Annotated in this window: 17 protein-coding genes and 1 riboswitch; of the genes, 4 read left to right on the top strand and 13 right to left on the bottom strand. The window is 53.9% G+C overall.

The features are described 5' to 3' along the window. Positions 1-524: 524 nt before the first annotated feature. Both dusA and KUE00_RS21285 read right to left on the bottom strand, forming a co-directional pair. Positions 525-1,520 carry a tRNA dihydrouridine(20/20a) synthase DusA gene (dusA, locus tag KUE00_RS21290; protein ID WP_246762424.1) on the bottom strand — a complete coding sequence of 332 codons (996 nt, stop codon included), beginning with the start codon at positions 1,518-1,520 and terminating at the stop codon, positions 525-527. Positions 1,521-1,633: 113 nt separating this feature from the next. Further along, complete coding sequence (locus KUE00_RS21285) at positions 1,634-2,878, bottom strand: conjugal transfer protein TraF (RefSeq protein ID WP_246762417.1); 1,245 nt, start codon at positions 2,876-2,878, stop codon at positions 1,634-1,636. A gap of 454 nt (positions 2,879-3,332) precedes the next feature. Here KUE00_RS21285 and zur point away from each other — a divergent pair, with 454 nt between their 5' ends. Further along, positions 3,333-3,842 carry a zinc uptake transcriptional repressor Zur gene (gene zur, locus KUE00_RS21280; RefSeq protein WP_246762426.1) on the top strand — a complete coding sequence of 170 codons (510 nt, stop codon included), beginning with the start codon at positions 3,333-3,335 and terminating at the stop codon, positions 3,840-3,842. A gap of 147 nt (positions 3,843-3,989) precedes the next feature. Here the strand turns inward: zur and KUE00_RS21275 are convergent, their stop codons facing one another. The 3 genes from KUE00_RS21275 to KUE00_RS21265 all read right to left on the bottom strand — a co-directional run bounded on the left by KUE00_RS21275 (position 3,990) and on the right by KUE00_RS21265 (position 5,651). Then, entirely contained in the window at positions 3,990-4,199 is a 210-nt protein-coding gene (locus KUE00_RS21275) for a CsbD family protein (RefSeq protein WP_246762415.1), read from the bottom strand. A gap of 378 nt (positions 4,200-4,577) precedes the next feature. Next, a complete protein-coding gene (lexA, locus tag KUE00_RS21270; protein WP_246762414.1) occupies positions 4,578-5,186 on the bottom strand; it encodes a transcriptional repressor LexA in 609 nt (202 codons plus the stop codon). Positions 5,187-5,288: 102 nt separating this feature from the next. Then, positions 5,289-5,651, bottom strand: coding sequence for a diacylglycerol kinase (locus KUE00_RS21265; protein ID WP_246762412.1), 363 nt, complete (start codon positions 5,649-5,651; stop codon positions 5,289-5,291). Positions 5,652-5,779: 128 nt separating this feature from the next. On the opposite strand from KUE00_RS21265, the gene plsB reads away from it, so the two are divergent. Then, entirely contained in the window at positions 5,780-8,209 is a 2,430-nt protein-coding gene (gene plsB / locus KUE00_RS21260) for a glycerol-3-phosphate 1-O-acyltransferase PlsB (protein WP_246762409.1), read from the top strand. 57 nt (positions 8,210-8,266) lie between these two features. Here plsB and ubiA read toward each other — a convergent pair whose 3' ends face one another. The 8 genes from ubiA to pgi form a co-directional block, all read right to left on the bottom strand. Further along, positions 8,267-9,139, bottom strand: coding sequence for a 4-hydroxybenzoate octaprenyltransferase (gene ubiA, locus KUE00_RS21255; RefSeq protein WP_246762403.1), 873 nt, complete (start codon positions 9,137-9,139; stop codon positions 8,267-8,269). Between the two features lies 1 nt (position 9,140). Next, positions 9,141-9,668, bottom strand: coding sequence for a chorismate lyase (gene ubiC / locus KUE00_RS21250; RefSeq protein ID WP_246762402.1), 528 nt, complete (start codon positions 9,666-9,668; stop codon positions 9,141-9,143). A gap of 1,138 nt (positions 9,669-10,806) precedes the next feature. Further along, positions 10,807-11,205: a phosphate-starvation-inducible protein PsiE gene (gene psiE, locus KUE00_RS21245; protein ID WP_246762398.1), complete on the bottom strand. Its 399-nt coding sequence runs from the start codon at positions 11,203-11,205 to the stop codon at positions 10,807-10,809. Positions 11,206-11,384: 179 nt separating this feature from the next. Beyond that, the gene (locus tag KUE00_RS21240; protein WP_246762396.1) at positions 11,385-13,481 is read right to left on the bottom strand and encodes a YjbH domain-containing protein; all 2,097 of its coding nucleotides are present in this window, start codon (positions 13,479-13,481) and stop codon (positions 11,385-11,387) included. Further along, positions 13,481-14,233 (bottom strand): capsule biosynthesis GfcC D2 domain-containing protein, encoded by a 753-nt coding sequence (locus tag KUE00_RS21235; protein WP_246762394.1) that lies wholly within the window; start codon positions 14,231-14,233, stop codon positions 13,481-13,483. The genes KUE00_RS21240 and KUE00_RS21235 overlap by 1 nt, the downstream gene beginning before the upstream one ends. Beyond that, positions 14,230-14,871, bottom strand: a complete 642-nt coding sequence (locus KUE00_RS21230) for a YjbF family lipoprotein (RefSeq protein WP_246762387.1) — start codon at positions 14,869-14,871, stop codon at positions 14,230-14,232. The genes KUE00_RS21235 and KUE00_RS21230 overlap by 4 nt, the downstream gene beginning before the upstream one ends. A gap of 78 nt (positions 14,872-14,949) precedes the next feature. Continuing rightward, positions 14,950-15,198, bottom strand: coding sequence for an exopolysaccharide production protein YjbE (yjbE, locus tag KUE00_RS21225; RefSeq protein ID WP_246762385.1), 249 nt, complete (start codon positions 15,196-15,198; stop codon positions 14,950-14,952). A 679-nt stretch (positions 15,199-15,877) separates the two neighbouring features. Then, complete coding sequence (pgi, locus tag KUE00_RS21220; protein WP_246762383.1) at positions 15,878-17,524, bottom strand: glucose-6-phosphate isomerase; 1,647 nt, start codon at positions 17,522-17,524, stop codon at positions 15,878-15,880. Between the two features lie 213 nt (positions 17,525-17,737). Between pgi and KUE00_RS21215 the strand changes: the two genes are divergently transcribed. Next, complete coding sequence (locus tag KUE00_RS21215) at positions 17,738-19,540, top strand: cation:proton antiporter (RefSeq protein ID WP_246762382.1); 1,803 nt, start codon at positions 17,738-17,740, stop codon at positions 19,538-19,540. Positions 19,541-19,592: 52 nt separating this feature from the next. Beyond that, a riboswitch (Lysine riboswitch) is annotated at positions 19,593-19,786 on the top strand. A gap of 93 nt (positions 19,787-19,879) precedes the next feature. Further along, on the top strand, positions 19,880-21,232 hold the full coding sequence (lysC, locus tag KUE00_RS21210) for a lysine-sensitive aspartokinase 3 (protein ID WP_246762380.1): 1,353 nt from the start codon (positions 19,880-19,882) through the stop codon (positions 21,230-21,232). Positions 21,233-21,250: the final 18 nt, after the last annotated feature.

The following is a 21,250-nucleotide window of genomic DNA, read 5'->3' as shown; positions in this document are numbered from 1 at the left end:
CGATTTACAGGCTAATAACGATGCCGCATTAATACTTACAGCGACTCAGCCGCTTGACCAGTAACAAGAGCTACAGCGCCATAACGATTTACAGGCTAACAGTGATGCCACATTGATATTTACCGCGACTCAGCCGCTTGATTAGTAACAAGAGCTACAGCGCCCATAACGATTTACAGGCTAACAGCGATGCCACATTAATACTTACAGCGACTCAGCCGCTTGACCAGCAGCAAGGGCCATGCGGATAAGCGGACTGTTTTCGCGCATGGACGCGCGAAACAAGCCCCCAGGGACGGGTTTACGGCGTGTCCGTGTTCCGCATGGCCCTTGCTGCCTTTTCACCGGTATCACAGCAACAGTAACAGCGGTCCAGCGGCCCTTGCTGCCTTTTCACCGATATCACAGCAACAGTAACAACGGTCCGGCGGCCCTTGCTGCCCGTCACCCGTACCACAGCGACAGTAACAGCGGCTGAGCCACTTTCACGGCCTTTTCACCGATACCACAGGCCAGCAACTCCGTTAAACCCCGGCCGGCACCTTATCCGCTACCAGCGCCAGCGCCGCTTCTACCGTTTCGACGTTCGCACCCGCTTTATGCGCATTTTCGCTCAGGTAACGCCGCCACTGACGCGCACCCGGAATACCCTGGAATAAACCAAGCATATGCCGCGTAATGTGTCCCAGATAGGTTCCCTGCGCCAGCTCACGTTCAATATAAGGATACATTGAACGTACCACGGCCACCGGATCGACAGCAGGAATATCGCTGCCAAACAGCTCGCGATCGACCTGCGCCAGCATCCCCGGATTTTGATAGGCTTCGCGACCTACCATCACCCCATCCACATGTTGCAAATGCACCTTCGCTTCCGCCAGCGATTTTATGCCGCCATTAATGGAAATAGTAAGGTGTGGAAAATCGCGCTTAAGCTGATAAACACGCTCATAGTCCAGCGGTGGGATCTCACGGTTTTCTTTCGGGCTCAGGCCAGAAAGCCAGGCTTTACGCGCGTGGATAATAAACATCTCGCAGCCGCCCTGCTCCGAAACCTGACGAATAAAATCGCAAAGAAACGCATAGCTGTCCTGGTCATCAATGCCAATACGCGTCTTTACCGTAACCGGAATCGACACGCGATCGCGCATTGCTTTCACCGCGTCCGCCACCAGCGCGGCCTCGCCCATCAGGCAAGCGCCAAAGCGCCCGTTCTGTACGCGATCTGAAGGACAACCGACGTTCAGGTTAACCTCCTTGTAACCGCGAGCCTGCGCCAGTTCGGCACATTGCGCCAGCGCAAGCGGATCGCTGCCGCCAAGCTGTAACGCGACCGGCTGCTCTTGCTGGTTCCACGCCAGATAGTCGCCTTTGCCATGAATAATGGCGCCGGTGGTCACCATCTCGGTATAGAGCAAGGCCTCGCGGCTCAGCTGACGATGGAAATAGCGGCAGTGACGGTCGGTCCAGTCCAGCATTGGCGCAACGGAAAAACGGTGGGCGGGTAAATTATGGGTCATAAAGCGCAAAAACTCTGATTAACAAATGACGATAATGTGCGCAATGATAGCATGACTGCCCGCAATCGCTAAGCGGACGATGCGGGCGCACCGGGATGCGCCCGAAAGGAGACTCAGAACGTAAAGTTAAGCTGCGCCACGGCACCCCAGGTATTGTCGTTGCCGCGCATACCGGCCAGATCCAGGTGCACCTTATTAAACGGTGACAGACCAAAACCGGCGGTAACAACGTTAGTGTCGTTAGATTTCATATCGGCGCGATAACCTGCACGCAGCTGTAACCAGCTCAGCACACGATATTCCGCACCTATACCCGCATACTGGCTATCTTCCACCGTTTTGAAGCGTTTAGTTGGCGTGGCATCGACATCCAGCGCCGCCGTCAGCCGCTCGGTGTGGTAAGAAACGCCAGGCGTTACGACCGGACGGATCTGGTAGGTATCCTTATAGCCGTTAACTTCACGGGTATCGATATCGCGTGCAATCAGGTTCTGCGCGCTTAAACCCAGCGTCCAGTTATCGCCCAAATCGGTGGCGGCACCGGCATCCATGTTGAAGCCGGTGTTAGAATTCTTATAACGGCCTTTGGTAAAGTCCGACTTATCGTAGTTATAAACAGAAGCGCTGTAGTTATAGAGATAAGTTTTCTGAATCTTCGGCGTAATCCCAAAAGAAACCGGATGCCCGGCGATATTAAATTCGTGCGCCACGGCAACGCCATAGTCATAAACGATCGCACCACGTCCCAACGCTGCCGAGGTCAGTGAGCTCTGATCGCCCGGCAGTGGGATGCGGGTGCCGTCAGCTATACCCTGAAGGTAATTAATATCATTCTGGCTAATATCTGTCGCAACGTGAGCCGTACCGTAGGCTTTTGCTACAAAGGCGAAAGGCAAAACTTCATTAGGTACGGTCACGGCAACGGCTGCGCCCGCTGTCGCCCAGGCCTTACTGCCTTTAATTCCACGTAGCTGGTTGGCCAGATCGCCTGCGGCAGACTGTACCCGCGGGTAATCAGCGAGGCTAAAGATCCCCTGGTTGGCGATATCGCGATAGTTATCAACGCTGTCGGTTAAATCATCAACCTTATCAATCAGCTTGTTTTTATCCGTCAGCTGCGCGCCAACGGCGGGAAGAATGATACTGACATCGTCATCCGGCTGGGCTTTGGTCATCAGCGCCGGGTTAGCCAGCACGGCCGTACCATAAGTTGATGAAGCCACGCCCGTTCCACCCATTGCATCGTTACGGGCATCGTAATAATTACCGGCGGCAAGCGCGCTCAGCGGTGCCAGAAACAGGACGGGAAAAGCAATCGAACGGGGAAGCTTGCTCAGTTTACGTGTTTTTTTGACCATTTACCTTGAACCCTTCAAAAAGGAGACAACGCCTGAAGCGCGCCGAAGATGACTGCCTGCATAATGAACCTTAAGTCAAATGGCCATTGCCCGGAACTAAACCAAAATAGTGTGGTTTTTCTACGCATTGCGCTTCTTTTAATCTGTTAGCTGCCTTAAAGCAGAGCCAGTATTTCCCTGTAACCACCAAAATTATTAACAATTACTTAAGTAAATGTACATAAAATATCGCTAATTACAACCATCTCCTTGATTTTTGACTGGTACAGCCTCTCTCATCGTAGGGTTGAATGATAAATACAGGAATACCCTGCAAAAAGCCTGATAATTTCGCGTTCGGCAAGAGAGGGATCTTAAGATGAGCAAGGCAGCCTTCGACCACGCGGAAGCGCGGCGTTTTTAACAGCATTGTGATAACATAACGTTCTAAGCTGGCCTGGGGAGAGCTATGAAGATAAACAGTCCTGAAAAAATCCTGTCGCAGGCAGAGTCTATCTGCCAGCAGCGCAACGTCAGGCTGACGCCTCAGCGTCTGGAAGTGCTACGGCTAATGAGCCAGCATCACGGCGCAATCAGCGCTTACGATCTGCTGGACCTGCTACGCGCAAGCGAACCACAGGCCAAGCCGCCGACGATTTATCGCGCGCTGGATTTTCTGCTGGAGCAGGGGTTTGTGCATCGGGTGGAGTCGACCAATAGCTATGTGGTGTGCCATCACTTTGAAGAGCCTTCACATACCTCGGCGATGCTAATCTGCGACCGCTGCGGGGCCGTGACTGAACAACATGCCGAAGGCGTAGAGGCTATTTTAAAGTCACTGGCAAAAAGCACGGGTTTTGCGCTGACCAATAGCGTTATTGAAGCACACGGTTTGTGCCTTAATTGCGTTGAAGTTGAAGCCTGTCAGCACCAGGATGAGTGCCAGCACGATCATACGGTGGTTGCCAAAAAGCGTGGCCGCTAAGCAGCTAACCCTTCAAATATATTTAAGCCATGTCTGACCAGTGTCAATGACGTGCCAAACGCCATAAACAAACAAGGGCGGTGCCGTAAGCACCACCCTTGTTAAGCAGACTGATTATTTAGCCTGCCAGCGACTTACTTAACATCCTCAGAAGCGATGTTTATTCGTCGTTTCCCAGTCACCGAGTTCTTTTTCGGCCTGGTCTTTAGTGTAGCCATAGCGTTCCTGGATTTTACCTACCAGCTGATCGCGTTTGCCTTCAACGATGGTCATATCATCGTCGGTCAGCTTGCCCCACTTCTCTTTCACTTTACCTTTTAACTGCTTCCAGTTACCGCCGGCTTCGTCTTTATTCATCTTGTCTCTCCTTAACTTAGAACCTTAGGTGATAACAGCTTATCGTTACAGCAAAACGGCTGACAGCAACATAAAACGCTGCCTAAATGCTTAACGTACTAATAATTGTAGTAGATGATGGCGGTTTTGCATGGCGACCAGCAAAAAAAAGCGAAGCGGTGTGAAAGCAAAGGTAACAAGCATGTACGACGTGTGGAGACAGCAGCCATTAAGAAAGACGGCAGTAGCAGTACAGCAAACACGGGGATGGCAGTCACGGTCAAATGCCGTGTTAAAAGAAAGGAAAATCTGTGCTGCTAAGAGAAGATCTGAAACTCAGGAAAGCCGAAACGCGCCGTTATAGAAACGACGCGTGGAGAAATCATCAGAAGCGGTGGCTCAGAGCCAGTTACCGTTACGTATCACGCCAACCGCCAGGCCTTCAATTGAAAAGGTTTGCTGACGCAGGTCAACCACAATAGGCTGGAACTCGTTGTTTTCCGGCAGTAAATGAACGATGTTACCCTGCTTTTTCAGTCGCTTGACGGTAACTTCGTCATCAATACGCGCAACCACTACCTGACCGTTACGCACGTCCTGCGTTTTATGTACGGCCAACAGATCGCCATCCATAATACCGATGTCTTTCATCGACATGCCGCTAACGCGCAGCAGGAAGTCCGCACCCGGCTTGAATAAATCCGGATCGACCTGGTAATGTCCTTCAATGTGCTGTTCCGCCAGCAGCGGTTCGCCCGCAGCCACACGGCCAATCAGCGGCAGGCCGTCTTCGTCTTCCATCATCAGGCGAATGCCGCGAGATGCACCGGAAACGATTTCGATAACGCCCTTGCGCGCCAGCGCTTTAAGGTGCTCTTCAGCCGCATTCGGGGAACGGAAACCGAGCTGCGTAGCGATCTCTGCCCGCGTCGGCGGCATGCCGGTTTGGTTAATATGCTGGCGAATCAGGTCATAAACCTGTTGCTGCCTTGCCGTTAGTGCTTTCATCCCGCCCCCTGGTTGTTTATACAGTCACTTGTAAGTATATACAGGTATTTCGCCGTTGAAAACCTTAAGCTGTGCAAAAAACGACAATTACTTTACGGGCGTTCAGCGTGAAAGCAATATGCTCAGCCAGACGAAAACGGCCAGCAAGATAGCCAGCAGCACCGCCGCCGAACCCATATCCTTGGCGCGTCCGGACAGCTCGTGAAACTCGTTGCCCAACCTGTCGACCACGGCTTCAATGGCGCTGTTAAGCACTTCGACGATAATCACCAGCGCGACGGACCCGATCATCATGACTCTTGCCAGTACGCTGACGTCCAGCCAGCAGGCGATAATGACCGCAATCACTGCTGCCACCAGCTCCTGGCGGAAAGCGGCTTCATGCTGCCATGCCGCTCGTAATCCTTTCCACGAATAACCGGCAGCTTTGATAATCCGCGTGATACCGACGGCGTTATTTGTCATATCAAGGGAACCCTTTGTAATGTTTAACGTCAATGTCAGGGTAGCGCACATTTTGTAACATCACAGATCTCATGCAAGGATTCTGGTATGCTTGCGGCGCTTTGCTAACGAGAGGCTTCATGTTGTCTATGTCAGGTTGGCGTAAATTATATTATAAATTGTTGAATTTACCGGTAAAAATGCTGGTAAAGAGTAAGGCGATCCCCGCCGAGCCGGTCGCTGAACTGGGGCTCGATACGTCGCGCCCTATTATGTATGTACTACCGTATGATTCAAAGGCCGATCTGCTGGCGTTGCGCGAGCAGTGCCGCAAAGAAGATCTTCCCGATCCCTTAGATCCGCTGGAAATCGACGGTACGCTGCTGCCGCGTTACGTGTTTATCCACGATGGCCCGCGCGTGTTTCCTTACTATGCGCCGAATCTGGAATCCGTTAAAACGTTCCATGACTATCTGGATTTGCACCGTAGTCATCCTCTGCTTGATGTGCAGATGGTACCCGTTGCGGTGATGTTTGGCCGCGCACCAGGCCGCGAAGTTCAGGGCGAAAGCCAGCCGCATCTGCGCGTATTAAACGGTATCCAGAAGTTTATCGCCGTCCTGTGGCTGGGACGCGACAGCTTTGTGCGCTTTTCACCGATGGTGTCACTACGCCGGATGGCAACAGAGCACGGCACGGATAAAACTATCGCCCAGAAGCTGGCACGCGTAGCCAGAATGCATTTTGCCCGCCAGCGCCTGGCGGCGATTGGCCCGCGCCTGCCCGTTCGTCAGGATTTGTTCAATAAGCTGTTGCAGTCTAAAGCGATTGCAAAAGCCGTTGAGGATGAAGCGCGCAGCAAGAAAATCTCCCATGAAAAAGCGCAGCAGAATGCCGTTGAGCTGATGGAAGAAGTGGCGGCTGATTTCTCCTACGAGGCGATTCGTCTGACCGACAGAATTATGGGCTGGACGTGGAGCAAGCTCTATCAGGGCATTAACGTTAACGGCGGCGAACGCGTGCGGCAGCTGGCACAGGACGGACACGAGATTGTCTATGTACCGTGCCATCGCAGCCACATGGACTATTTGCTGCTCTCCTACGTGCTCTATCACCAGGGGCTGGTGCCGCCGCATATTGCCGCCGGTATCAACCTGAATTTCTGGCCAGCCGGCCCGATTTTCCGTCGTCTGGGCGCGTTCTTTATTCGTCGTACCTTTAAAGGCAACAAGCTTTACTCCACCGTATTTCGCGAATACCTGGGCGAGCTGTTTACCCGAGGCTATTCAGTAGAATACTTTGTGGAAGGCGGTCGCTCACGTACGGGCCGCCTGCTTGATCCGAAAACCGGCACGCTGTCGATGACTATCCAGGCGATGCTGCGCGGCGGTAACCGTCCGATTACGTTAGTGCCTATCTACATTGGCTACGAGCACGTAATGGAAGTGGGCACCTATGCGAAGGAGCTGCGCGGCGCAACTAAAGAGAAAGAAGGCTTTATGCAGATGGTGCGCGGCTTGCGCAAGCTGCGTAATCTCGGCCAGGGTTATGTGAACTTTGGCGAACCGCTGCCGCTGGTTACTTACCTTAATAAACATGTGCCCGAATGGCGTGATTCTATCGATCCGATCGAGTCCCAGCGCCCGGCCTGGCTGACACCTGCGGTAAACGATATCGCCCAGCGCGTAATGGTGCGGATCAATAACGCGGGTGCGGCTAACGCCATGAACCTGTGCGTTACTGCCCTGCTGGCTTCTCGTCAGCGCTCGCTGACCCGCGAGCAGCTGGTCGAACAGCTTGACTGCTATATTCAGCTGCTGCGCAACGTCCCTTATTCGCCAGATTCGACCGTGCCGGACATGACGCCGGATGCGCTGCTGGATCATGCGTTAAGCATGAATAAGTTTGAAATCGAGCAGGATAATATCGGCGAGATCATTGTACTGCCGCGCGAGCAGGCGGTACTGATGACCTATTACCGCAACAACGTTCATCACATGCTGGTAATGCCTTCCGTGATTGCGGTGATCCTGATGCAGCATCAGGAGCTGACGCGCGCCGAGCTGCTGCGCCAGGTTAGCGTGATTTATCCAATGCTGAAGAGCGAGCTGTTCCTGCACTGGGAAAAAGACGAGCTGCCGGGCGTGCTGGATTTGCTGGTCAGCGAAATGGCCCGTCAGGGCTTGCTGACCGCCGACGAGCACACGCAAACGCTGCGCCTTAGCCCTGCCCGTTTCCATACGCTGCAGCTGCTGGCGGCTGGCGTGCGTGAGACATTGCAGCGTTATGCCATCACCTTCTCTATTCTTAGTGCCAATCCGTCGATTAATCGCGGTACGCTGGAGAAAGAGAGCCGGACGATGGCGCAGCGTCTTTCCGTGCTGCACGGCATCAACGCACCGGAGTTCTTTGATAAGGCTGTGTTTTCAACACTGGTGCTAACGCTACGCGATCAAGGCTATATCAGCGATAGCGGCGATGCGCATTATGAGCAAACGCATAAGGTTTATCAGATGCTGGCTGATTTGATCAGCCAGGAAGTGCGTATGACGATTGAAAGCGCGCTGACCCACGGATAAGTTCAGCGATAAAAAAAGGCCAGCGAGATACTGGCCTTTTTTATTTCATCAACACTATCAAAAAGGCGCGCAGCTCAGTGCGATACCCACGAAAAGTATCAGCCCTACATAGTTATTATTCAGGAACGCTTTAAAGCAGGCATCTCGATCGCGGGCGCTAATCAGCTTCTGCTGATAAATAAACAGCGCGCAGGCTGCTGCCAGCGAACAGTAAAACGGCATGCCCAGTTGCATCAGCTGACCGATAGCCACCAGCAGTACCAGCGTGGCCAGCTGCAATAACCCGATAATCAGCTTGTCAAAACGGCCAAAGAGTATTGCCGTCGACTTCACGCCGATCTTCAGGTCATCATCTCTGTCCACCATCGCGTATTGCGTATCGTACGCCACCGTCCAGCAGATATTAGCGAAGAACAGCAGCCAGCAGGTTAGCGGCACCGTTTCGCTAACGGCGGCCCATCCCATTGGAATTGCCCAGCCAAACGCCGCACCCAGCACTACCTGCGGCAGATGGGTATAGCGTTTCATAAAGGGATAAATCCACGCCAGCGCCAGGCCGCCAAATGACAGCAGAATCGTCATCAGGTTCATGGTCAGCACCAGGCAAAACGACACCAGCACCAGCCCGCCGAACAATAATTTGGCTTCGGTCGAGGTTACCGCGCCGCTTGGCAACGGGCGGGCGCGAGTGCGCTTTACATGACCGTCAATTTTGCGGTCGGCAAAATCGTTTACCACGCAGCCCGCCGCGCGCATAAAAAAGACGCCCAGCACAAACACAATCAGCACGTTGAAAGGCGGAATACGCAAACCAGCCAGCCACAGTGCCCAAAAAGTGGGCCACAGCAACAGCAGCGATCCAATAGGTTTATCGATACGCATCAGGCGGCTATAGGCCTGAAGCTTACTTGTCTGCAGAGATTTCTCCATGCTACATCTTCCTTTCAGCCTGCGCTGACGCGTAAAGCGGCGCGGACGGTAAAAACAGTTCGGTCAGCAGCAGCGGCTTGCCGGAAAGGCGCAGCAGTGAGCGACGTCCCCATAAGTCATCGCTTCTTCCCGGTTCGATAAAATCACGAGTTAGCGTTGAAGAAGCGAAAAGATAGCGACCTAAAGGCTGAGTGCCAAGCTGCTGTAGCTTTTGTTCCGGCCCGTGCAGCGTGGATTCGGGCAACAGCGTGCAGGCGGCCAGCCATGGCTCGTTGTCACCGCACAGCAAAATTTCGCGCAGCCAGTAGCGCGACTCCGCAGGCAGCAGCCCGGCATCGTCACCTGCTTCTTTTGCACTGACAAAGCCTTCACGCAGGATTTTCACCGTCACTTTCTGGCAATGGCGCTCAAAACGGCGGGTCATGGAGTCTTCTTCCATCAGCCAGTCGAGTAGCGGCGCGGTCAACGCTGGTGCAGAAAGAGGGAGCCACTCAAGGGCGCGCAACTGTGTTAGCGCGGCATCGGTCATTGCGCTTCTCCGGACAGTTAAATAAGGTGCCCTAGTGTAGCGCAAGGCAAAAGACGTTAAACAGAATTTTAACCGAAAGGCGAAGCGGAAAACCGCCCCGCAGGACGGTCTCCTGGCTTACTTGCCTGCTACGTTGACGATCACCGTGAATGAATTACTGGAAATTGACCAGTTTCCACTTCCGGATGACCACAGCGCACCAGAAACAATGAGCACAATACAAAAGTACCGTTTCATTGTGCGGCCCTGATAAGACCGCTTCACCATGCCACCACCGGAGCTGGCAGCGTGAATGCAAGCACATGGGTGTGCTTACGCTTACGGCCATTGGAAATCCTTTTCCTGATCCGGTGCCCGCTTGCTTAAGGCGGCGAAAAGGGCCGCGGGGATTGTACACCAAACCAGCAATTCGTACACTTGACATACAGCACTTGAAGGCACACTATGTTGCTGCATGGGTGTGCTTACGTTAGTTTCGTGACGCAACATCGCTGGTAAGGCCGCTTAACCTGACCAGCACAAAAAAACCGCCGTTAATGGCGGTTTTTTTGTATCCGTAAGATCTGCAATTACCTGCCGCTATTCGCGCTTTAGCCGGCCACCTGTAGCGCAAGGCAAAAGACGTTAAACAGAATTTTAACCGAAAGGCGAAGCGGAAAACCGTCCCGCAGGACGGTCTCCTGGCTTACTTGCCTGCTACGTTGACGATCACCGTGAACGAGTTACTGGAAATTGACCAGTTCCCACTTCCGGATGACCACAGCGCACCAGAAACAATGAGCACAATACAAAAGTACCGTTTCATTGTGCGGCCCTGATAAGACCGCTTCACCATGCCACCACCGGAGCTGACAGCGTGAATGCAAGCGCTTGAGAACGCTTACGCTTACGGCCGTTGGAAATCCTTTTCCTGATCCGGTGCCCGCTTGCTTAAGGCGGCGAAAAGGGCCGCGGGAATTGTACACCAAACCAACAATTCGTACACTTGACATACAGCACTTGAAGGCACACTATATTGCTGCTTGAGAGCGCTTGCGTTAATCAACATTGCTGGTAAGGCCGCTTAACCTGACCAGCACAAAAAAACCGCCGTTAATGGCGGTTTTTTTGTACCCGGAAGATCTGCAATTACCTGCCGCTATTCGCGCTTTAGCCGGTTGCTGTTAGCCAGCCACAGCGTGACTACCAGAATCAGAATCGCGACGGAATAGGCCAGCGTATCAAACGGGTTTTTATGATCGACGATGATCAGCCGGATAATCGCGGTGATGCCGATATAAACAAAGTAGCGCAGCGGAAAATGGTAGCCGGACTGAAAATACTTCACGATCAGCGCAATAAATTCGAAATAAAGAAAGTAGATGACGATACCTTCGATCAGCAGATAGGAAGAGGTCTGCTCGCCGGTATTCAGCAGGACGTTAGCCAGATGCAGCGTCTCTTTTCCCAGAAACACCGCCAGAATGCAGGCCAGGCTAATCAGTCCCACATTCAAAACCATTTGTAATAACCAGGCGATACGCGTGGCGTTCATCATTAACATCCTCTGCAAACACATATTTCCGTCAGCCATCCTGACCGCCACAATATGCTTTAGTGTGAGCAGCTTCACAAGTTTTGCTTTAAAAAGTCGCCAGTCAGCCACATACCGACTACCGGACGCGGGCAGGCATCACGCATAAAAAAAGGGACGAAATTATTCGTCCCTTTTGCACCTTAGCGGAAGTTTTTATCCCGATCGGTAGTGATGTCATACAGCTGGTATTTACGGCCCAGCATCTGTCCACCGTCGCGCGTCAGCGGCGTCCAGTTAACCTGCGCACGGCCACGCGTTGGCGTCGCGGTAAACAGATCCATTGGAATAGAAATGTAGAAGCCTTTGGTGAAGTCGCCCTCGCCGTACTCTTCTGCCGAGACGTTAGTTTTCGTTGCGTAAGCGCCCACAATTACCCCGCTGTCGAACTGGCGGGAAACATCGATAGTTGCACCCTTATCTTCAGCCAGATATTGACCCACGCTCGCCTTCACCAGCACCTGATGGTCGAAGAAAGATGGCCGCCAGTAGGCGGTCAGATTGCCAACCTTCGCGTTGTAGCTGGTAAACTGCATCATGTTGTCCCAGTCGCGCTGCTTGACGTAGTTGGCATCGACGCCAACCGCCCAGTCAGAATCGAGCGGACGATAAAGCACCTCGCCACCCACGCCACCGTACATGGTTTCCAGATAGCCGCCATAAACCTGACCATAGAAACCATTGCCCAACTCGTGCATATAGTTGGCCTGCAGGTTATTCACATAGACGTTGTTTTCAACGTAATCGCGAATGTGCGTACGCACGCGCGGCAGCGAAGAGTCGGATGGTGCGCCGTTATAGCTAAACTTGTCGTAGTTGTTCGCCAGGTTGCCAAAAACACTGCCGTCAATTAACAGATGGTCGGTCAGCCAGTAGCTGGCGCTGGCCATCACGCCAACCTGGTAAAGGTAGAAGCTTTCCGGACCGCCAACGGACTGATTAAGCACCGGCGACAGGTTAAAACTGAAGCGATCCGCATCAATAAAATAGCCCTGCTCGGTATGGCCCGGACTGACCGGCTCTACTCGCTTCTGATCCAGCTCTTTTTCTTTGCCCAGCGGATAACCTTCCAGCTGCTGGCGCAGACTGTCAGCGCTGGTTTCCGTGGTAACCTGCGGCATACCATCGCGAGTTTCGGTCACGCTCAGCTTGCTGACGTTCTGCGGCAGCGCATTCATCATGATCAGGTTGGCACGCTCGACACCCTCCTGCGTATCACGATATTTTGACTGCTGGCCGGAGACATACATAGTGTCGCCGTTGACCTGAATTTTCGGTCCGGCCAGGCCGGCGTTGTATTTCAGATCCGTCAGCTGATCTGCCACTACCGTTTGCTCCAGGAACTCGCCCTGCGGCTGCGGGTGGTAAGCAGGCTTAGGCACATCAACCGATGCTGAATGCAGATCGTTGAAGTTGGTGCGTAGCGTAAAGCCAGCCATCAGCGTGTTGCCGCGCTCGTAGCTGACGTTTACATCGGCCCAGTCGGTAATACGGTAAATTGCGCCGACGTTAACCTTGCTTTTCTGCTCCAGGCGACCGGCGAAATCATCCTGATAGTCGTTACCTTCGTACTCGACCTTCAGGCGCAGCGGCTGCCACGGCGTCTGATATTCAATACCGCCAAAGATGGCCGCAGGACCTCTGAACAGGTCTTTATCGCTAACCGAACCCGCCGTCCCGCTGCTGTCAGAGCGATAGCAGTAGCTGCTGTCCGCTTCACAGAACGGGTTTTTCACCGTACCGCTGTTGCCCAGATAGCCAAACCCCAGACCGAGGGTAAAATCAAACGGGCCCCAGGCTTTGGTCGCCACGAAGTATTCGCTGTCGAACAGGCCAGTACCGCCCAGATCGCGTGCGCCAACGGCGACTTCCGGCAGCCAGTAGCCTTCTTTCCACAGCCGCGCTTTCAGATCGAACGCCTTGTCTTTATAAGACTGGCTGCCGCTGAAGCTTGCCACGTTGCTGTACTGACGGGTTTTAACATCGGTATAGCGGATAGTTGCTTCCAGCCACGGGAACAGCTGCACCGAAGAAGAATAGAAACGATATTGATCGTTATAGCGATAGTTGAGGCTGAACTCGCCGTCTTTGGCCATTCTGGCAGTAGGGACCTGCAGCAGGCCGACGCCACCAAAATCGGACTGCGACGGCCCGACCGGATCCGGAAAAGTTTCGGCCTGAGCCTGACACGCGCAGGCGACGGAAATCGCCAGCAGGCTGAGAAGATAGGTTTTTTTCATCAGTCAGGCACCCGGTGCGTCAAAACGGAAATAATTTGTTGATTAAGGTCTCCCTCACCGCCTGGTAACGACCACGATGAGAAGCCAACGTAAATAATACTGCCCGCTTCGGGTTCAACATGGCGGCGGTTCCAGTAAGCGATCGGTACCTGCTTCGTCTGGCCAGAAGGCGCAATTACCGTGGCAAAATTCCGTTCTGCACCATCCAGATGCTCGTGAGCATCCAGATAATCCACTACGCTGCGTCCCGGCACCCATGTAGTTTTTCCGGTGCTGCTAACGACGCCCGCAATGGTCAGGCTGGTAGGTTTTTGTAGCGTATAAACGCTGTAGTCACCTTCCAGACGGCGGTTCTCTTCAGGACGAAGGCGTACCCAGTCCGGATCGAGATTGGCCATCTGGCGGCCGGTAACTTTAATAGCGGCTATTTGCTGATAAAGATTGTCGACTACCGCAGCTTTTTCGCCGTCGTCGTCAGCACGCAGCTCCGCGCTCCAGCCTTTAAGCCGAGCCAGCAGCTGTTGCTGCTGCTGTACCGCAACGGCAGTGGCCAGCTTTTCGCTGATTACCGTGCCGGGCCACCATGTTTTTCCGGCCAGCGCCGGGCTGGCGACCAGCTGTGATAAATTCTGTGCGTGACTGACCAGCGCGGTTTCACTCTGGCCCGGATAGAAGACGGTCACCTGGCTTTCGGCGTGCACGTTTGCCGCGCAGGCAGCAAGACCTGCGAGAAGGTAGGTTAATTTTTTCATGATTTCGCAGGCTTCAGGATAGTGGTTTCAACAGAGAAGTCGTCGCCGCCCAGCATTTGCTGCGACTGGCGAACCTGACCCGTGATGGCGTCGATCCAGAACGTGTTGTGCCAGGATTCGCCGTCGGTGGTCACGTCTTCCCGCCAGACTCGGCAGGCTACGTTATGTCCGGCAATATCCAGCACGGCATCCTGAAGACGCGTGAAGTGCGACACCGCCGTGGCCGAACGGAAGCGGCCCGCTTCTGACCAGCTCAGCTGGCGAGTCCAGCTGGCGCCTTCCGTCAGCTGCAGCGGATTGCTCAACGGATCCTGAGCAAGAGCGGTAACCTCATGCAGGTTATCTGTTAACCCCAGTGTTTTCACTACGCGACCGTGCTCCGTGACCACCATAGCGCGGTCGCGTGTAATCCATTTTTGCTGGCCGTTTTCGTCAAAGCCGAGCACCACGAAGATGCGCTGGCCGTGATTAACGCGAAGATACATGCTGGCATATGGCAGGCTTTCAACTTGTTCCGCCGTGACCTCGACGTCGTCCGGCCCGAGCAGAGCCAGCTCTACCGTTTCGCCCAGGCCTTTTTGTGTTTGTGTGCAGCCCTGGGCAAGCAGGCATAAAAATAGCAGTGGTAGGTAGCGCACTGGTGTAAGTCCCTGAATCAAGTCTGACAATGTAAAAAATAACCACACAAACGTGTGGTTATGATTAATTTACTGCACTTAACGAGTGGTGCTCGTCGTTGTCGTAGTGGTGGTTCCGGTGTTAGAACCATTGCCGCCGCTGCTTGCTGCCAGCGCTACGCCAACCAGCGCGCCAAGCGCACCGATACCGACAGCCGTCGTCGTCCCGGAGGAGAGCGTACCGGCCGAGGTGCCCGCTGCGGCACCCGCTTCTTCAGGCGCGGCAAACGCGACGGAAGCAGTCGCTAAGTACGCTACAGCTGCAGCAGCACATAAGACTTTTTTCATAAAAACCCCTTCACAGAATGAATGGATAACCTGCCTGAAGGGTTTCAGGCTGGCTCATTATAAGGCAATAAATTACCAGAATTCAGAACAAGGGAGAGGACGTTCGGCGAGAGTTCCGTGACACAAAAAAGAAACATTTTCAGGAATATAAGACAGGCATAAAGCGATAAACGCACGATATTGCTATTTATCGCTGCCATAACGCAGCAAGTTAGCGCCATTCACTGCCAATGTTGATTAAGACGGGGAATTTACCGGGAAACAGCCCGCCAAAGCGGCATTAGCGTTAAAGTTGCCATTTTTCATGACCTTAACACCATTGTAACCTGTAGCCGCATGAAATAACGCAGTATCAGTTTCAGACTAATCTTGTAAAAAAATCTTTCATTCGGCTAATTTTTAAGAATTTCCTTAGCCATGCTCTGTTTTTTTTAACAATATTCGGAAGGGAAAACGGCCAGCAGCGACGCTCTTACGCTTTATCCTACAAGGCTCACGCTCATCGTCACCTTGTCAAACAGGACCAGAGATAGTTAAGCGTGGATCTAATTTAAAAGCAGCCTGTAGAAAACTTCAGAGCATGGCTGGCATGCGATGCGCGTACCAGCCGTGCCTGTCTTTTGCTAACAGCTTAAAAGCCGGTGGAAATACCACCAGCTTTATCTGCTGTAACGTCAGTTTACCGCCAGTTTTTATAGAGGTTGATCAGGCCGTTGGTAGAGCTGTCGTGGCTCGCCACCGGCTCGCTGCCGGAAAGCTCAGGCAGAATACGGTTAGCAAGCTGTTTACCCAGCTCAACGCCCCACTGATCGAAGGTAAAGATGTTCAGGATGGCACCCTGGGTAAAGATTTTATGCTCATACAGCGCAATCAGCGCGCCCAGGCTAAACGGATTGATTTCACGCAGCAGGATCGAGTTGGTTGGGCGGTTGCCTTCGAATACCTTGAACGGCGCAACGTGCTCAACGGATTTGGCATCTTTGCCTGCATCCGCAAACTCTTTCTCTACCACTTCGCGCGATTTACCAAAAGCCAGCGCTTCGGTCTGCGCAAAGAAGTTAGACAGCAGTTTGGCGTGGTGATCGCCCAGCTGGTTATGGCTGACGGCTGGCGCGATAAAGTCGCACGGGACCAGCTTGGTGCCCTGGTGGATCAGCTGATAAAACGCATGCTGACCGTTGGTGCCGGGTTCGCCCCAGATAATTGGGCCGGTTTCGTAGTTCACCGGGTTGCCGTTGCGATCAACATATTTACCGTTCGACTCCATGTTGCCCTGCTGGAAATAAGCAGCAAAGCGATGCATGTACTGGTCGTAAGGCAGGATCGCTTCGGTTTCGGCACCAAAGAAGTTGTTATACCAGATGCCAATCAGCGCCAGGATCACCGGCAGGTTTTTCTCTGCTGGCGTGGTAGCAAAATGCTGGTCCATCGCGTGGGCGCCGCTCAGCAGCTGCTCAAAGTTGTCAAAACCGATGGACAGAACAATCGACAGGCCAATAGCGGACCAGAGCGAATAGCGGCCGCCAACCCAGTCCCAGAATTCAAACATGTTGGCGGTATCGATGCCGAACTCGCCGACCGCTTTAGCGTTGGTGGAAAGCGCGGCGAAGTGTTTCGCTATGTGCTGCTCATCGCCAGCCGTTTTCAGGAACCAGTCGCGCGCGCTGTGGGCGTTGGTCATCGTTTCCTGAGTGGTAAAGGTTTTAGAGGCCACCAGGAACAGCGTGGTTTCCGGGCTGAGATCTTTAACCGTTTCCGCAATATGCGTGCCGTCAACGTTAGAAACGAAGTGCATATTCAGGTGATTTTTATAAGGACGCAGCGCTTCGGTGACCATAAACGGCCCCAGATCGGAACCGCCGATACCGATATTCACCACATCGGTGATCGCTTTGCCGGTATAGCCTTTCCATTCGCCGCTGATAATGCGTTCAGAGAAGGATTTCATCTTCTCCAGCACCGCATTCACTTCCGGCATAACATCTTTGCCATCGACGACAATCGGCGTATTGCTGCGGTTGCGCAGAGCAACGTGCAGCACGGCGCGGTCTTCGGTGCGGTTGATCTTCTCGCCGGAGAACATCGATTTAATCGCGTCCTGCAGGTCAGTCTCTTTCGCCAGAGCCTGCAGCTTGTCGAGCGTTTCACTGGTAATGCGGTTTTTCGAGAAGTCCACCAGCATCTGATCGTCAAAGGTGGCGGAGAACTTGCTGAACCGATCGCTGTCTTTAGCGAACAGGTCGGCAATTTCTACTTCTTTCATCTCTGCAAAATGCTGCTGCAGCGCTTGCCAGGCAGCGGTTTGTGTCGGATTGATATTTTTCATAGCAACACACTCTTTTTATTTAAGAACCGTAAAACAGACCGGACGCCATGGTACCTGTTACGCGTTAACCGCTCGCCTTTCCCTGCAACAGGTGGTGGCTATCGAAGGAGAAGTTTTCCTCTCTTTTGCCCGGAGCTATTTATAATTCAGGCGGCGGGCTAATGCCCGATGCGTTTTAGTATGACTATTCTTGCGGTTGAAAGGAAAAATTTTATGGAGCTTTCTGCGCCACTTCTGTTGGTTATCATTGGATTAAGCTCGCTGGTTGCCCAGTGGCTGGCCTGGTTGCTGCGTCTGCCGGCCATTTTGCCACTGCTGATTTTCGGTATTCTCCTGGGGCCGGTAGGCCATATCCTGCAGCCGGACGCGCTGTTTGGCTCGCTGCTGTTCCCGCTGGTGTCCCTGTCGGTCGCCATCATTTTGTTCGAGGGCGCATTAACGTTGCGCTTCGATGAAATTCGCGGTCTGGGCAAGGTGGTACGTAACCTTGTGACGGTGGGTATGCTGGCCACGTTTCTGGTGGTCAGCGTAACCTGTTGGCTGCTGCTTGGCTTCCCGTCCGAGCTGGCGGCACTGGTTGGTGCCGTCACCGTAGTGACAGGCCCGACGGTTATAGCCCCGCTGATGCGCGTGGTGCGCCCTAACAAAGCGATTAACCAGATCTTGCGCTGGGAAGGCATCGTCATCGATCCGGTCGGCGCTATTTTCACGCTGCTGGTTTTTGAATTTATTGTGCTACAGCAAAAAGCAGAGTCATTAACGCACCTGTTCTGGACTTTTGGCGTCACCGTAGTGGTCGGTACCGTCGGCGGCGCGCTGTTTGGCTGGCTGATGGGGCTGGCTTTAAAACGCGTCTGGCTGCCGGGCTATCTGCAAAACTTTGCGGTGCTGGCCGTAACGCTGACCGCTTTTGGCGCGTCTAACGCCATTGCCGACGAATCGGGTCTATTAACCGTCACGGTGATGGGCATCTGGCTGGCAAACATGCGCGACGTAGATTTAAGCGAGATTATCGCGTTTAAAGAAGAGCTGTCGGCGCTGCTGATCTCCGCGCTGTTTATTATTCTGGCGGCGAGGCTGGATATTAACGCGCTGATAGCAATGGGCTGGCCGCTGGTAGGTCTGCTGCTGGCAGTGCAGTTTATCGCTCGCCCGCTCTGTATCCTGCTTTCCACATGGGGCTCGAAGCTGCCGTGGCGCGATAAGCTACTGCTGAGCTGGATTTCTCCGCGCGGGATCGTGGCGGCGGCGGTCAGCTCGCTGTTTGCCTTAACGCTGGAGAAAACAGGTTATGAAGGCGCCAGCAGGCTGGTCACGGTGGTGTTTGCCGTGATTATCGGCACAGTGGTACTGCAAAGCCTGACCAGTTCGTTTCTGGCGCGCGCGCTGCGGGTACAGCAGCGTGAACCGCGAGGAATTCTGATTATTGGCGCCAACAGCGTTGCCCGCGCTCTGGCCGCCGCGCTGCAAAAGCTGGACCTGCCTGTTCTGGTCACGGACAGTAGCTGGGAATATTACCGGCTGGCGCGCATGGAAGGTATCCCGGCCTATTATGGCAATGCCTGGTCAGATCATGCCGAAAACTTTCTCGATCTCAGCGAAACGGCGCAGGTGCTCGCCCTTTCGCCTAACCGCCATCAGAATGCGCTGGCCGTCTATCACTTCAGCCATATTTTTGGCAATAACAACGTGGCGGCGATTCGCTCTGGCGCCGCGCTGAAAGGCCGTCGCGACAGTGAAAGCCCGCGCTTCCGCCGTCATGAAGTGTTGTTTAGCCAGGAACATACCTATGCGCGCCTCAGCAGTTTGCTGGCAAAAGGTGGCGTGATTAAAGCCACCAGCCTGAATGAAAATTTCGGTTGGCAGGAATATCTGGAAAAGCATCAGACGGCGCTGTTACTCTTTATCCAGGATGAGCACGGCAAGCTGAAAATGTGCGACGGAAACGCGCCAAAACTGCCCTGCACGGTCATCGCCGTGGTACAAAATGAAGAATCCGCCACTACCCGGGATTGACAGCGACCCAATAACCCGGTATTTCTGGGCGGCTAGCTGCGCATCTGATGCGCAGGCCAGAAGAGGCGCGTCGCCCAGGCAGTGTGTGGGAGGAACCGAATCCAGTGATAACACATCAGGGGGAGCGACGCCGAGGTACAAACCATGCGGTATGGGGCGTATCGACCACAGGGGCTGAATCCTCTGGGTTGTCACCAGGATCGTTCACCGGTTGAACGATTTACAAGGTGGAGCGCTTCTGGGTGACTCGTAGTAATCCCTTTCTACGTCTACCCCGTTTCTGCTCTTCCCTTGTGCCAAGGCTGATGGAATCTAACCTGACACGAGGTATGTCAAGACATGTCCCAATCATTAATCGTGGCGAAATTTGGCGGCACCAGCGTTGCCGACTTTACCGCCATGAACCGCAGCGCCGACGTGGTGCTGGCCGATCCGAATGTCCGTCTGGTGGTACTTTCCGCCTCTGCGGGCGTCACTAATCTGCTGGTTTCACTGGCGGAAGGCCAGGATCAGGAGCAGCGTGCTTTCCTGCTGGATGAGATTCGCCGTATTCAGTACGCCATTATCGATCGTCTGCCGCACTCCGAGGTGCTTTATGACGAGATCGATCGCATGCTGGAGAACATCACCACGCTGTCGGAAGCCGCCGCGCTTGCAACGTCGACGGCGTTGACCGATGAGCTGGTGAGCCACGGCGAATTAATGTCGAGCCTGCTGTTTGTGGAAGTCCTGCGTCAGCGTCAGGCCGCCGCCGAGTGGTTCGACGTGCGTAAGGTACTGCGCACCGATGACCGCTTTGGTCGCGCGGAAGCGGATATTGCGCTGCTGGCCGAGCTGGCACAGGCGCAGCTGGCACCGCGCCTCGAAAAAGCGCTGATTGTGACCCAGGGCTTTATCGGTAGCGAGGCCAAAGGGCGTACAACCACCCTGGGACGCGGCGGCAGTGACTATACCGCGGCGCTGTTGGGCGAAGCGCTGCACGCCAGCCGGATTGATATCTGGACGGACGTGCCGGGTATCTACACCACCGATCCGCGCGTGGTGCCAACGGCCAAACGCATCGACGAAATCACTTTTGAAGAAGCTGCCGAAATGGCAACTTTTGGCGCCAAGGTGCTGCATCCTGCTACGTTGCTGCCTGCCGTGCGCAGCGATATTCCGGTATTCGTGGGTTCCAGTAAAGACCCTGCCGCTGGCGGCACGCGCGTCTGTAACGAAACGCAGAATCCACCGCTGTTCCGCGCGCTGGCGCTGCGCCGCAAGCAAACACTGCTGACGCTGCATAGTCTGAACATGCTGCACGCTCGCGGCTTCCTGGTGGAAGTTTTCACTATTCTGGCGCGGCACAATATCTCTGTTGACCTGATCACTACGTCAGAAGTAAGCATCGCGCTGACGCTGGACACAACGGGATCAACGTCTAACAGTGACGGATTGCTGACCCAGGCGCTGCTGACGGAGCTTTCCTCGCTTTGCCGCGTAGAGGTTGAAGAGAATCTGGCGCTGGTGGCGCTGATTGGCAATCAGTTGTCCAAGGCCTGCGGCGTTGGCAAAGAAGTGTTTGGCGTGCTGGAGCCGTTTAACCTGCGTCTGATTTGCTATGGGGCCAGCAGCTACAACCTTTGCTTCCTGGTACCGGGCAACGATGCCGAACAGGTTGTGCAGGCGCTGCATAAAAACCTTTTCGAATAACGCTAGCGGCGTCATACA

The sequence above is a fragment of the Erwinia phyllosphaerae genome (assembly GCF_019132875.1).
Classification (GTDB): domain Bacteria; phylum Pseudomonadota; class Gammaproteobacteria; order Enterobacterales; family Enterobacteriaceae; genus Erwinia; species Erwinia phyllosphaerae.
This window is presented reverse-complemented; position numbering and strand designations above follow the sequence as displayed.